12 protein-coding genes are annotated in these 12961 nt (G+C 73.4%); 8 read left to right on the top strand and 4 right to left on the bottom strand.

All coding sequences use genetic code 11. The features are described 5' to 3' along the window. Positions 1–18 precede the first annotated feature (18 nt). Positions 19–1026, bottom strand: coding sequence for a mechanosensitive ion channel family protein (locus JT721_RS19125; RefSeq protein WP_205475008.1), 1008 nt, complete (start codon positions 1024–1026; stop codon positions 19–21). A 43-nt stretch (positions 1027–1069) separates the two neighbouring features. Here JT721_RS19125 and JT721_RS19120 point away from each other — a divergent pair, with 43 nt between their 5' ends. Beyond that, a complete protein-coding gene (locus tag JT721_RS19120; protein ID WP_205475006.1) occupies positions 1070–1426 on the top strand; it encodes a hypothetical protein in 357 nt (118 codons plus the stop codon). Beyond that, positions 1413–1802, top strand: coding sequence for a DUF5130 family protein (locus tag JT721_RS19115; RefSeq protein WP_205475005.1), 390 nt, complete (start codon positions 1413–1415; stop codon positions 1800–1802). The genes JT721_RS19120 and JT721_RS19115 overlap by 14 nt, the downstream gene beginning before the upstream one ends. 17 nt (positions 1803–1819) lie before the next feature. On the opposite strand, the gene pepN is transcribed toward JT721_RS19115, so the two are convergent. After that, positions 1820–4366, bottom strand: a complete 2547-nt coding sequence (gene pepN / locus JT721_RS19110) for an aminopeptidase N (RefSeq protein WP_205475003.1) — start codon at positions 4364–4366, stop codon at positions 1820–1822. 146 nt (positions 4367–4512) lie between these two features. On the opposite strand from pepN, the gene JT721_RS19105 reads away from it, so the two are divergent. From JT721_RS19105 to metG, 3 genes are all read left to right on the top strand, one after another. Beyond that, entirely contained in the window at positions 4513–5115 is a 603-nt protein-coding gene (locus tag JT721_RS19105; protein ID WP_205475002.1) for a DsbA family protein, read from the top strand. Between the two features lie 41 nt (positions 5116–5156). After that, positions 5157–6314: a peptidoglycan recognition protein gene (locus tag JT721_RS19100; protein ID WP_205474999.1), complete on the top strand. Its 1158-nt coding sequence runs from the start codon at positions 5157–5159 to the stop codon at positions 6312–6314. 176 nt (positions 6315–6490) lie between these two features. Then, on the top strand, positions 6491–8284 hold the full coding sequence (metG, locus tag JT721_RS19095) for a methionine--tRNA ligase (RefSeq protein ID WP_205474996.1): 1794 nt from the start codon (positions 6491–6493) through the stop codon (positions 8282–8284). Positions 8285–8312: 28 nt separating this feature from the next. Here metG and JT721_RS19090 read toward each other — a convergent pair whose 3' ends face one another. After that, the gene (locus tag JT721_RS19090; RefSeq protein ID WP_205474993.1) at positions 8313–10436 is read right to left on the bottom strand and encodes a collagen binding domain-containing protein; all 2124 of its coding nucleotides are present in this window, start codon (positions 10434–10436) and stop codon (positions 8313–8315) included. Positions 10437–10503: 67 nt separating this feature from the next. Further along, positions 10504–10782 (bottom strand): putative quinol monooxygenase, encoded by a 279-nt coding sequence (locus JT721_RS19085; RefSeq protein WP_205474991.1) that lies wholly within the window; start codon positions 10780–10782, stop codon positions 10504–10506. Between the two features lie 71 nt (positions 10783–10853). On the opposite strand from JT721_RS19085, the gene JT721_RS19080 reads away from it, so the two are divergent. The 3 genes from JT721_RS19080 to JT721_RS19070 are packed head-to-tail and all read left to right on the top strand — an operon-like array spanning position 10854 to position 12948. After that, a complete protein-coding gene (locus tag JT721_RS19080; protein WP_205474988.1) occupies positions 10854–11465 on the top strand; it encodes a LysE family translocator in 612 nt (203 codons plus the stop codon). A gap of 23 nt (positions 11466–11488) precedes the next feature. Then, a complete protein-coding gene (locus JT721_RS19075) occupies positions 11489–12058 on the top strand; it encodes a hypothetical protein (RefSeq protein WP_240341094.1) in 570 nt (189 codons plus the stop codon). Continuing rightward, positions 12058–12948 (top strand): alpha/beta hydrolase, encoded by an 891-nt coding sequence (locus JT721_RS19070; protein WP_205474985.1) that lies wholly within the window; start codon positions 12058–12060, stop codon positions 12946–12948. Before JT721_RS19075 ends, JT721_RS19070 begins: the two co-directional genes overlap by 1 nt. Positions 12949–12961 lie beyond the last annotated feature (13 nt).

The following is a 12961-nucleotide window of genomic DNA, read 5'->3' as shown; positions in this document are numbered from 1 at the left end:
TGGGTCGGGGAGGGGGTCTCACTCGGCCGGGTCGGCCGTCCTCGGGTCGGGGTCGCGGTGCCAGACCACGCGCTGGGGCAGCGGGATCTCGATGCCCTCGTGGTCGAAGCGGGCCTTGATCCGCTGCCGCAGCTCGCGGGCGACGCCCCACTGCTCCATGGGCGCGGTCTTGACCATCACCCGCAGCGTGATCGAGTCGGGGGCCAGCATCTCCACGCCGGTCACCTCGGGCTCCTCGATCACGAGCTCGCGGAAGTCGTCGTCGTGCCACAGGTCGTGGGCGACCTCGGCCAGCACCCGCTTCACCCGGGCCAGGTCCTCGCCGTAGCCGACCCCCACGTCGACGACGGCGCGCGACCAGTTCTGGCTCATGTTGCCGACCCGCAGGATCTCGCCGTTGGGCACGTACCAGACCGTGCCGTTGAGGTCGCGCAACCGGGTCACCCGCAGGCTGACCGCCTCCACGGTGCCGCTGGCCTCGCCGACGTCGACGACGTCCCCCACGCCGTACTGGTCCTCGAAGATCATGAAGATCCCGGACAGGAAGTCCTTGACCAGCGACTGCGCGCCGAAGCCGAGCGCGATGCCGATGATGCCGGCGCTGGCGATGATCGGGGCGATGTTGACGCCCAGCTCGCTGAGCACCATCGTGCCGACGATCGCGACCACCACCCCGGTGATCACGCTCTTGAGCAGGTCGCCCATGGTCTTGGCGCGCTGCACCCGGCGGGTCGTGGTCGCCAGGTCGCGGGCGTCCTGCGAGGCCTGGAGACGGGCGGTGCGGCGCGAGAGCCGGCCGACCCGCTCGGGCAGCACGCCCTCCTCGGCGCGGGCGACCAGGCGGTCGACCAGGCGGTGCAGCAGCCACCGCACCAGCAGGCCGCCCAGGACCAGCCCGAGGATGGCCAGCGGCTTGCCGACCACCACGTCGGCCACCTCGGCGAGCCGGTCGTTGCCGGTGAGATCCCAGACCCGGTGACAGATCTGCTCGCCGTCGTCACAGGGTGTCGTCCGGAGCACAGGCATGGCCCCCAGTATGTACAGGCGTCGGTGCCGATATCCTGTGGGCGTGACCACCTCGCCCCAGAGCCTCGCGCGCCGCCTGCTCGTCGTCCTCCTCGCCGCCGCCGCGCTCGGCCTCGCCTCCGCGACGCCGGCGGTGGCCGACGTCCCCGTCGGCTGGAGCGAGCCCGACGACGTGAACATGGTGCACGCGCTGCTGCTGCTCGGGGCGATCCCGCTCGGCCTGTTCCTGCTGATCGCGCTGGCGGTCTACGTGCCCTCGCTCGCCCGCGGGGAGCGGCTCACGCCGGGTGCCCCGGCGGTCGAGAACCAGTGGCTGGGCGGCCCCCGCAAGGGCACCGCCGAGCTCGCCGGCCCCGACGGCGCCGACTCGGAAGCCGGTGGCGCCAGTGGCCGCTGGTGACCCGTTCACGAGCGAGGAGCGCTACGACCTCGACGCGACGATCCGCAAGGCCGAGCGCTCCTCCCGCGTGGAGTTCTCGGTCTTCGTCGGCGCCGCGCAGGGCGGCGACCCGCGCGCCTTCGCGACCAGCCTGCACAACTCCCTCGTCGCCCCGGCTCGCAGCATCCTGATCATGGTCGACCCCACCGCCCGCCTCGTGGAGGTCGTCACCGGTGGCTGGGTGCGCCGCACCCTGCGGGACCAGCAGGTCGAGCAGGCGGTCGCCGCCATGCAGGGACAGTTCGCCGAGGGCGACCTGGCCGGCGGCCTCAAGCGCGGCATCACGATGCTCGCCGAGCAGGCGCGCGCGCCGGAGACCCTGCACGCCGCCGACTGAGCGCCGACGGTCGCGCCTCAGCCCCGGGCGTCCCTGGCCTGCGCGCGCAGCGCGCGGGCCACGTCGTCGCGACCCTCGCGCACGTAGCGCTTCGCGGCCGGGTTGGCCGGCGACGACTCCAGCCAGGCGTCGACCCGGGCGAGCAGGGCCTCGCTGGCGAGCTGCTTGGGGAACATGTACTCCAGCACCGTCGACGCGCGCTGGGTGCCCTTCTCCTCCCACAGCGTGTCGGCGACCTCGAGGTAGCGCTCGACGTAGGGCTCCAGCACGTCGTCCTGGCCGGGCACCTGGAACGACGTCACGATGCTGCGCTGGGTCTCGTTGGGCACGTCGTCGCGCACGACGGCGTCCTGCCAGGCCTGGGCCTTGGCCTCGGCGAGCGGCCGCAGCGCGAGCGCCGAGGCGGCGTGCTCCTGGCCGGAGATGGTGTTGTCGCGGCTCAGCTCGTCGGCGATCCGGGCGGCGTCGGCGCGGCCGTTGCGGGCCAGCGAGCCCACCAGGGTCCAGCGCAGGTCGGCGTCGACCGCCAGGCCGTCGAGCACCAGGCTGCCGTCGAGCAGCGCCTCGAGCTCGTCGAGGGCGGCATCGCTGTGGGCGGCGGCGGCGAAGGCGCGCGCGAAGCTGAGCTGGTGGTCGCTGCCGGGGGCGGCGTCGTGGAGCAGTGCGCGGACGCCCTGCTCCCAGGTGGTCCGCAGCGCGGCGCGCCGCTCGGGCGCGGAGTACTGGTGCACGGCCTGGGCGGCGTACGCCGGCAGCCGGCTGACCCCGAACGCGTCGGTCTCGGAGCCGAGGCCCGAGAGCACCAGCGCGACGAACTGGTGGGCGGTCATCTCCGCGTCGCGTGTCATGTCCCACGCGGCGCCCCAGCACAGGGCCCGCGCCAGCGAGTCGTCGATGGTGGCGATGCCCTCGACGACGGTCTCGAGCGACCGCGGGTCGAGGCGGATCTTGGCGTAGGCGAGGTCGCCCTCGTTGAGCAGCAGCAGGTCGGGCTGGGTGACGCCGACGAGCTCGGGGACCTCGGTGGTCGCGCCCTCGACGTCGAGCTCGAGCGACTGGCGGCGCACCAGGCGCCCCTCGACGCGGTCGTAGAGGCCGACGCCGATCCGGTGCCGGCGCAGCGTCGGGTGGTCGGGGTGGGCGCCCTGCTCGACCACGAACGACGCGTACCGGCCCTCGGCGTCGAGCTCGAACCGCGGCGCCAGGGTGTTGACGCCGGTGGTCTGCAGCCACTCCTGGGCCCAGGAGTCGAGCTCGCGGCCGCTGGACTTCTCCAGCGCGGTCAGCAGGTCGGCGAACTCGCTGTTGGCGTACTCGAAGTCGTGGAAGTAGCCGGTGAGGCCCTCGAGGAAGTTCTCCAGCCGGACCCACGCCACGAGCTGCTTGAGCACCGAGGCGCCCTTGGCGTAGGTGATGCCGTCGAAGTTGACCTCCACCGCGTGCAGGTCGACGTTGTCGGCCGCGATCGGGTGGGTGCTCGGCAGCTGGTCCTGGCGGTAGGCCCAGTTCTTGCGGGCGTTGGTGAACCCGGTCCAGGACTCGGTGAACTCGGTGGCCTCGACGGCGGCGTGGTAGCAGGCCCACTCGGCGAACGACTCGTTGAGCCACAGGTCGTCCCACCACTTCATGGTCACCAGGTCGCCGAACCACATGTGCGCCATCTCGTGGAGGATCACCTCCACCCGGAACTCGTAGAACGCACGGTCCTGGCGGCTGCGCGGCAGGTACTCGTCGCGCAGGGTCACGCACCCCGCGTTCTCCATCGCGCCCATGTTGTACTCCGGCACGAACAGCTGGTCGTACTTGCCGAAGGGGTAGGGGTAGCCGAAGGCGTCCTCGAAGAACTCGAAGCCCTGCCGGGTGACGGTCAGCAGCTCCTCGGTGTCGAGGTGCTCCACCAGCGACTGGCGGCAGTAGAGGCCCAGCGGGATGGTGCCGTGCCTGCCCTCGTAGGCGTGCTGCTCCTGGTGGTACTCGCCCGCCACGATCGCGGTGACGTACGTCGAGAGCGGCTTGGTGGGCTCGAAGCGCCAGACCGCGCTGCCGTCGCCGGCGGGGGTGGGCTCGGGGCTGGGGGAGTTGGAGACGACCTTCCAGTGCTCGGGCGCGGTGACCACGAAGGTGAAGACCGACTTGAGGTCGGGCTGCTCGAAGGTGGTGAACACCCGGCGGGCGTCGGGCACCTCGAACTGGGAGTAGAGGTAGACCCGGTCGTCGGCGGGGTCGACGAACCGGTGCAGGCCCTCGCCGGTGCGCGAGTAGGTGCAGTCGGCGCGCACCACGAGGGTGTTCTCGGCCGCCAGGCCGGTGAGCCGGATCCGGCTGTCGGCGTACGCCGTGGCCGGGTCGACGGCGGTGCCGTTGAGGGTGATCTCGTGCACGGTGGCGCCGACCAGGTCGGCGAAGGTCTCGGCGCCCGGCTCGCTGCAGGTGAACGCGATCGTCGTCGTCGAGCCGAACGTCGTGTCCCCGGTGGTGAGGTCGAGCTCGACCTCGTAGGAGGTGACCTCCAGCAGCGCGGCGCGCGCGGCCGCTTCGTCCCGAGTCAGGTTGGTGCCAGGCATGCGGCGCATCATTCCACCACTCGGACGCGTCGCCACAGGTGGGGCGACGCGTGGGTGACAGACCGGTGGGGCGCCGGGCCCGGGCGCGCCGTCGGCGTCAGGACGGCTCGCGGGAACAATTCGGGTACTGGCTGGTTGTGCCCACCATGACGACTTCCGCCGAGTTCTGGTTCGACCCGATGTGCCCGTTCGCCTGGATCACCTCGCGGTGGATCCTCGAGGTCGAGAAGGTGCGCGACGTCACGGTGACCTGGCGGATCATGAGCCTGTCGTACCTGAACGAGGACAAGGACATCCCCGACGAGTACCGGGCGATGCTCGAGGGCGGTTGGGGGCCGGTGCGCGTGGCCCAGGCCGTCGACGAGCAGCACGGCCAGGAGAAGCTGGCCGAGCTGTACACCGCGCTCGGCACCCGCATCCACGACCAGCAGCTCGGGCGCGACCGCGCTGTCATCGAGGACGCCCTGGTCGCGGTCGGGCTGCCCGTCGAGCTGGCCGACGCGATGGACGACGAGGGGTACGACGACGCGATCAGGAAGTCCCACCACCTCGGGATGGACCAGGTCGGCGACGAGGTCGGCACCCCCACGATCGCCATCGAGGGCGCCGCGTTCTTCGGCCCGGTGCTGAGCTCGATCCCGCGCGGCGAGGAGGCCGGGCGGATCTGGGACGGCGCGGTGGCGCTCGCCAGCTACCCCTACTTCTTCGAGCTCAAGCGCAGCCGCAACCAGCCGCTCGACTTCAGCTGACGCCTTTACCCTGTGACTCCTGTGACGCATGATCTTGGGGCATGGGGACTCTCGGAGCGCGTCGTCCGGCCCTGCTCGTGACCGCAGCGGTGGTGCTGGCGGGCCTGCTGACGGCCACGCCCGTACCCGCGGCCGAGCGGTCGCTCGCCGGGCCCCTGCGACTGCGGGCCGTGGGTGACGGCCCGGTGCGCGACCTCGACGTCGCCCTGGCCCCGCGCCTCGACGCGGCGGGCCGCACCGGGGCGCTGACCACCAGCCCGTTCTCCATGCTGGGGGCCACCTGGACCGACCGGGAGGTCGAGGCCCGGGTCGCGGTGCGCACCCGGGGCAGCTCCGGCTGGCGGGCCTGGCGCGAGCTGCCGGTGCTCCACGACGGGCCGGACGCCGGCACCGAGGCCGACGCCGTGACCAGCGACGTGGGCGCGACCGAGGCGGCGTGGGTGGGCCGCTCGACCGGCGTGCAGGTGCGGGTCGACGGCCGCGCGCCCGCCGGGCTCCGGCTGGTGCTGATCGACCCGGGCACGACGCCGCGCGACGCCGCCCCGGCTGCCGGGAGCGCGCACCGGCGTACGACGTCCGCCCGCGCGGCGGGGGCGCCGGCGCCGAGGATCCTGCGCCGGCGCGACTGGGGCGCCGACGAGTCCTGGCGGGACCGGCGGATGCGCTACAACCGCACCATCAAGCAGGTGCACGTCCACCACACCGCCTCGGGCAACGGCTACTCCCGCGCCGACGTGCCGGCACTGCTGCGCGGCATGTACCGCTACCACACCCAGAGCCTGGGCTGGGCCGACCTCGGCTACAACTTCCTGGTCGACCGCTACGGCCGCACCTGGACCGGCCGGGCCGGTGGCCGGGCCCGGCCGGTGCGCGGCGCCCACACGCTCGGCTTCAACCACACCTCCACCGGCATCGCGGTGATCGGCAACTTCGAGCGCAAGGCCCCGCCGGAGCGGGTCGTGAAGGCGGTGGTCCACCTCGCCGCCTGGAAGCTCGACCGCCACGGCCGCAACCCCGCAGGGCGGATCACCGTGACCTCTCAGGGCAGCGACCGGTTCGCGCCCGGCCGACGGGTCACGCTCCCGGTCGTCGACGGGCACCGCGACACCAACGAGACCGCCTGCCCCGGTCGGCACCTCTACGCGAAGCTTCCGGAGATCCGGAAGCGGGCCCGGGCCCGGGTCGCCCACTTCGGCTGACCCAGGCGTGGGGGGGGGGGGGGGGGGGGGGGGGGGGGGGGGGGGGGGCGGGGGGGGGCGGGGGGGGGGGGGGGGGCGGCCGCGGCGGGGGGGGCCGTCGTTCCACCGCCGCCCCCCCCCCCCCCCCCCCCGGCGCCGCGTCACGGGGTCGCCCGCCCGGACCCTAGGCTGGCCCCATGAGCACCGTCCTGTCCGCCGTCGCCTGGCCGTACGCCAACGGCCCGCGCCACATCGGCCACGTCGCCGGGTTCGGCGTGCCCTCCGACGTCTTCAGCAGGTACTCGCGGATGGCGGGCCACGACGTGCTGATGGTCTCCGGCTCCGACGAGCACGGCACCCCGATCCTGATCGCCGCCGACGAGGCCGGGCTGTCGCCGCAGGAGCTGGCCGACCGCAACCACCGGCTGATCGCCGAGGACCTGGTCGCGCTGGGCTGCACCTACGACCTCTACACCCGCACCACCACGGCCAACCACCACGCGGTCGTGCAGGAGCTGTTCCTCGGCGTCCACGCCAACGGCTACTTCGTCGAGCAGACGACGTACGGCGCGATCTCGCCCTCGACCGGCCGCACGCTGCCCGACCGCTACATCGAGGGCACCTGCCCGATCTGCGGCTACGACGGCGCCCGCGGCGACCAGTGCGACAACTGCGGCAGGCAGCTCGACCCCGCCGACCTGAAGAACCCGGTGTCGCGGATCAACGGCGAGACCCCCGAGTTCATCGAGACCCAGCACTTCTTCCTCGACCTGCCGGCGCTGGCCGACGCGCTGGGCGAGTGGCTCGACGAGCGCGAGGCGACCGGGCTGTGGCGGCCCAACGTGATCCGGTTCAGCCAGAACATCCTCAAGGAGATCCGGCCGCGGGCGATGACGCGCGACATCGACTGGGGCATCGCGGTGCCGCTCGACGGCTGGCGCGACAACCCCACCAAGAAGCTCTACGTCTGGTTCGACGCCGTGGTCGGCTACCTCTCGGCGTCGATCGAGTGGGCCCGGCGCTCCGGGGACCCGGAGGCCTGGCGGCGCTGGTGGAACGACCCCGAGGCGCTGTCGTACTACTTCATGGGCAAGGACAACATCACCTTCCACAGCCAGATCTGGCCGGCGGAGCTGCTGGCCTACTCCGGCAGGGGCAGCCGGGGTGGCACGCCGCGCCAGTACGGCGAGCTCAACCTGCCCACCGAGGTGGTGAGCTCGGAGTTCCTCACCATGGAGGGGCGGAAGTTCTCGTCGTCCAAGAAGGTCGTGATCTACGTCCGCGACCTGCTCAGCCGCTACCAGCCCGACGCGTTCCGCTACTTCGTCGCGGCCGCCGGCCCCGAGAACCAGGACGCCGACTTCACCTGGGCGGAGTTCGTGCGGCGCACCAACGACGAGCTGGTCGCAGGCTGGGGCAACCTGGTCAACCGCACCGCCACCCTGATCGCCAAGAACTTCGGCGAGATCCCGGCCGCCGGCGAGCTGACGCCCGAGGACGAGGCCGTGCTGGCCGCGGCCGAGGCGGCGTTCACCACCGTCGGCGACCTGATCGCCCGGCACCGCCAGAAGCAGGCGGTCGGCGAGGCGATGCGGGCGGTCGCCGAGGTCAACAAGTACGTCTCCGACTCCGAGCCCTGGAAGCTCAAGGGTGACGACCAGCGCGAGCGGCTGGGCACGATCCTGCACGTCGTGGCGCAGTGCGTCGCCGACCTCAACCTGGTGCTCTCGCCGTTCCTGCCGTTCTCGGCCAACGAGGTCGACCGGGCGCTGGGCGGCAAGGGAGAGGTCGCGCCGATGCCGCGGCTGGAGGAGGTCGAGGACCTCGACGACGGCCGCGCCTACCCCGTGATCACCGGCGACTACACCGGTGCGCCCGCCTGGCGCCGGCACCCGCTCGAGGTGGGCCGGCCGGTCGCCAAGCCGTCGCCGATCTTCACCAAGCTCGACGTCGCGGTCGTCGACGAGGAGCTCGACCGGCTCACCGACTGAGCGGCCCGCACAGCCCGTCCGACGCCGCCTAGCGCTGGTTCTTCGGGACTCCGCGCAGCCGCACGTCGATCCAGCCCAGGTTGCTGGTGCGGGCCCGCTGGAGGCGGACCGTGCGCGGCTTGGTGGACAGCCAGTACGGCGTGCCGGGCTCGGCGAGCCGGGCCGAGGCGACCAGCTCGTCGTTGGTGAGCTCGTCGGGGTGGTCGAGGTAGAACCGGTCGAGGTCGAACAGCCGCACCAGCGCGCGGCCGGGGTGCAGGCGGTCGACCTTGGTCGCCGTGCCCTGCCGCTGCCGGCCCGAGACGGTGTCGAGCTGCCACTGGTCGTCGCCGCTGTCGACGACCTGCAGCCCGATCGGCGCGATCACGCGTCGCTTCGAGGCGGCGTAGCGCAGCTTGGCGCGGACCGTGGCCCCCTTCGCCGGCGTGAAGCCGAGCACCGGCGCGGGACCGTTGACCTGCACCTCGACCCGCTGGGTGGCCCAGTTGCCGCCGAGGCGGGAGCGGCCCGTGGGCGGCTGCACGAACGCGGTGGTGACCAGGGCGCCGTAGCGGCCGGGCACCATGCCGCGCACCGTGTAGGTGCCGGCGGAGCTGCCCTGCTCGGTCCAGTTCAGCGCCATCGGGGTGGCGTAGGGGCCGGCGACGTAGTCGGCGCGCAGCCAGACGTCCTCGGGGTGGGCGGTGATCTTCACCTGGGCGCCGCGCGGCAGTCGGCCGGTGACGTTCTTGGTCGGCTGGTCGAGCGCGATCGCGCCGAGCGACTTGACCACGTTGTTGATCGTGAACTCCTCGACCGCCCACGGGAACTCGGTCTGCTCGGGCTGGGCGAGCACGTCGACGCCGCGGCGCAGGTAGAGCTTGTAGGAGCCGGCGGGCAGCCCGGTGAGGACGACCTTGCCGCCGGGCTCGTCGGCCGGGTTGCCGAGGTAGGTCTTCTGCACCCGCCCCGCGGCGTTGCGCAGCTCCGCGTCGATGACGCCGTGGCCGGTGGGGTCGGAGGCCGAGAACTCGATCGCGGCCCCCTGGGCGAGGTCGAGGTCCACGACCTTCTCGCCGGCCGCCGCGGGCCGGACCGACCGGGCGGCCGGGACGTGGGAGGAGTACGCCGCCGAGGTGCGCACGACGTAGGGGCCGGGACGCAGCGAGGTGACGGCGTAGCGGCCCTGCCCGTCGGTCACGACGCCGGCCGCGAACTCGCCGGCCGGCGTGGTGATCGCGATGAACTCACCGGCGACCGGGCTGCCGTTGGAGCGGACGACCCCGCGCACGACGCCGGCGTGGCGGGTGCGGAACGAGTGGTAGGTGATCCGGCCGGGCTTGAGCCGCAGCGCGGGGGACCGGTAGCCCGGCACCGTGTGCCGGGTGCGCAGCCCCTCGTGGCGGTCGGCCTCGACCCGGTAGCCCCCGGGGGCGACTTCGAACCGGTAGCGACCGCTGGCGTCGGTGGTGGTGCGCGCCGCGACGGACCCGTTGCCGCGGGTGAGCAGGACGGTGCGGTTGGCGCCGTCGGTGAAGGTGCCGGAGAGCACCGCCGACGACTTCACCTTCACGGTGCCGAGCGAGCGCCCCTTGCGCTTCGGCGCGAACATCCGGGAGTGGCGCAGCCACGAGGTGGTGACGCCGTCGGGCCCCACCCAGGTCGGCGTGAAGTGCTTGACCGCGAGGTCGTCGGTGCACTCCTGCGAGCGCTGCTGGTCCTTGCAGATGCGCACCAGGTACGGCCGCCGCAGCTGCTTGAGCCGGAAGGTGCCCTTCTTGCCCGTGCGGGCCACGACGCGCTTCTCGGTGGTCAGGTCGATCGGCGCCCCGAGGTCGGAGTAGCGGATGCCCATCACCAGGGCGTTGCGGATCGGCTTGCCGGCCGGCCCCACGACCCGTCCGGTGACGACGCCGCGCGTGGGCGGCGGCTCGGGCCGCGCGCCCGCCCGCCGCGGCCCGCCGCCCTCCTCCGGCTCGGCGCGCTCGGCGCCACCCAGCAGCGCGGGCGGCCGGCTGTAGTAGGTCGAGTCGAGCACGACGCCCCGGGCCTGCGCGGGCATCGCCCGGGTGGTCGCGGCCGTCCCGGCCGAGGCGGGGGCGGGGGCGACGGCGGCCAGGGTCGCGGTGCCGAGGGCGAGGGCCAGCAGCACCGCCGGCGTGCGGGTGGTCATGGCAACGAAGCATGACCCATCGGGCGGGTGCGGGTCAGCACCGGACGCGGCGAGACGCGCGTGGCGCTCAGGACAGCCGGCGCTCCGCGGTGACCTCGTGCTCCGTCACGACCGCCGACCTGATCACCGCCGCCTGCCCGGCCGACACCCCCGACCCCCGGAACTCCTCGACCGCCTCGCGCGACGACCAGCGCTCCAGCACGTTGACCCGGCCCGGGTCGAGCAGGTCGGGCGAGAGGGCGAAGTCGAGGCAGCCCGGGGTCGCACGGGCCCGCTCCACCACGTCGGTGCAGCCCTCGAGGTACGCCGCCCGGTCCCCGGGCTCGACCAGGACGTGTCCGCTCACGATCACCATGCCGCTGCCGACCCCCCGAACCCGCGCGACTCATCGCTGCCCGGGGAGTAGGTTGCGGTGGCATGACCCTGGCCTTCCTCGTCACGTCGTTCGTCATCGTGGCGACGCCCGGCACCGGGGCGCTGTTCACGCTGGCGGCCGGGCTGACCCGCGGCACCCGGGCCGCGGTGCTGGCGGCGTTCGCCTGCACCCTCGGCACGGTGCCCCACCTGGTCGCGGCCGTGACCGGCCTGGCCGCCCTGCTGCACGCCAGCGGCGTCGCCTTCCAGGCGCTCAAGTACGCCGGCGTGGCCTACCTGCTGTGGATGGCGTGGTCGACCTGGCGCGACACCGGCGCGCTCTCCGTCGACGAGGACGCCTCGCCGGCCAGCCGGCGCGCGGTCATCTGGTCGGGGATCACCCTCAACCTGCTCAACCCCAAGCTCACGATCTTCTTCTTCGCGTTCCTGCCCCAGTTCGTGCCGGCGGGGGAGCCCGGGTCGCTGTGGCGGATGCTGCTGCTCAGCGCGGTGTTCATGGCGATGACCTTCGTGGTGTTCGCGGCCTACGGCGCCTGCGCGGCCGCCGTCCGCGACCGGGTGCTGGCGCGGCCGCGGCTGGTCGACCGGCTCCGGAAGGGGTTCGCGGCGTCGTTCGCGCTGCTCGGCGGCCGGCTGGCGGTGGAGTCGCGCTGACGCGACCTCACTAGCCTGAGTCCATGACCGCCGCCATGTACCTGCCGACCTTCTACGTCATGCAGAAGTTCGCCATGACCACCAACAAGTACCAGCTCTTCGCCGTCAACCCCGACGGGACGCCCGGCCAGCTGATGGGCCACGCCGAGCAGAAGCGGATGGCGTTCAAGGAGGAGGTCACGTTCTACACCGACGCGACCAGGGCCCGGCCGGTGTTCAGCTTCAAGGCTCGTCGCAAGCTCGACCTCAACGCCGGCTACGACATCTACGACGAGGCCCGGCAGCCGCTCGGCTTCTTCCGCAAGGACTTCGGGGCCAGCCTGCTGCGCTCGACCTTCCACGTCGAGGGCCCGGGCTACACCGGCACCGGCCAGGAGCGGAGCCAGCTGGTCGCGCTGGTGCGGCGCTTCCTCGACATCCCGTTCCTGCCGATCCACTTCGACTTCGTGCAGCCCGACGGGCAGCCGCTGCTCGCCGTCGAGCGGCAGGGCTCGGTGCGCGACCGCTACACCGTCCACGTGCCCGACGAGCGGGTCGACTTCCGGGTCGCCGCCGCGATCGCCGTGGGCCTCGACGCGCTGATGGCCCGCTGATGGCGCTCTTCCCCGAGTCGCGCCGCGCGCTGGAGCAGTCGGCCGACGACGTGCCGGTCTGGACCGAGGGCTACGACGTCGCGGCCGCCCGGGCGACCGCCCGCGAGGCGGCGCTCGGCGAGCCCCGCGAGGACGTCGCCGAGGTCGTCGACCTCGACGCCGACGGCGTGCCGGTGCGGCTCTACCGCCCCGCGGGTGCCCGGCCCGGTGTCATGGTGCACGCCCACGGCGGCGGCTTCGTGTTCCACGACGTCGAGGTACACGACCCCGCCTGCCGCCGGCTCGCGAACCGCACCGGCCTGGCCGTCGTGAGCGTCGACTACCGACGCCCGCCCGAGCACCCGTTCCCGGCGGCCCCCGACGACCTCTCCACCGTCGTCGGGTGGCTCGACCGGGCCGCCGACGAGCACGGGCTCGCCGGCCCGGCGTACGTCCACGGCGACAGCGCGGGCGCGAACCTCGCCCTGGTGGCGGCGCTGCGCCACCCGGGCCGCTTCGCCGCGGCGGTGCTCATCTACCCGTTCCTCGACCCGGAGGGCGGCTTCCCGTCGTACGCCGCCACCGGCAACGGCTTCGACCCGCGCGAGGCCGCGTGGTACTGGGAGCAGTACGCCGGCGGCCCCGACGACCTGGTCCACCCCGACCTGGCGCCGCTGCGCTCCACCCGACTCGGCACCCTGCCCCCGACCCTGGTGGTCACCGCCGAGCACGACCCGCTGGTCGACGAGGCCGAGGAGCTGGCCCGACGGCTCGCCGAGGAGGGCGTCGAGGTGGTCTCGGCCCGCTACCAGGGACAGCTGCACGGCTTCTGGCGGCACCCCTCGGAGTTCCCGGCCGCCGAGGTCGCGCTGCGGCAGGTGGCCGGCTTCCTCGCCGTCCACGGCGGTTGAGAGGATGCCGCCC

Origin of the sequence: Nocardioides sp. SYSU D00038 (assembly GCF_016924665.1) — a bacterium.
GTDB lineage: Bacteria > Actinomycetota > Actinomycetes > Propionibacteriales > Nocardioidaceae > Nocardioides.
This window is presented reverse-complemented; position numbering and strand designations above follow the sequence as displayed.

What these genes read in the sequence shown, in the direction of transcription:
- JT721_RS19075 (WP_240341094.1), top strand. Translation starts at nt 11,489, where the DNA reads ATGACCGCCGCCATGTACCTGCCGACCTTCTACGTCATGCAGAAGTTC.
- JT721_RS19125 (WP_205475008.1), bottom strand. Translation starts at nt 1,026, where the DNA reads ATGCCTGTGCTCCGGACGACACCCTGTGACGACGGCGAGCAGATCTGT.
- JT721_RS19105 (WP_205475002.1), top strand. Translation starts at nt 4,513, where the DNA reads ATGACGACTTCCGCCGAGTTCTGGTTCGACCCGATGTGCCCGTTCGCC.
- JT721_RS19100 (WP_205474999.1), top strand. Translation starts at nt 5,157, where the DNA reads ATGGGGACTCTCGGAGCGCGTCGTCCGGCCCTGCTCGTGACCGCAGCG.
- JT721_RS19070 (WP_205474985.1), top strand. Translation starts at nt 12,058, where the DNA reads ATGGCGCTCTTCCCCGAGTCGCGCCGCGCGCTGGAGCAGTCGGCCGAC.
- JT721_RS19080 (WP_205474988.1), top strand. Translation starts at nt 10,854, where the DNA reads ATGACCCTGGCCTTCCTCGTCACGTCGTTCGTCATCGTGGCGACGCCC.
- metG (WP_205474996.1), top strand. Translation starts at nt 6,491, where the DNA reads ATGAGCACCGTCCTGTCCGCCGTCGCCTGGCCGTACGCCAACGGCCCG.
- pepN (WP_205475003.1), bottom strand. Translation starts at nt 4,366, where the DNA reads ATGCCTGGCACCAACCTGACTCGGGACGAAGCGGCCGCGCGCGCCGCG.
- JT721_RS19090 (WP_205474993.1), bottom strand. Translation starts at nt 10,436, where the DNA reads ATGACCACCCGCACGCCGGCGGTGCTGCTGGCCCTCGCCCTCGGCACC.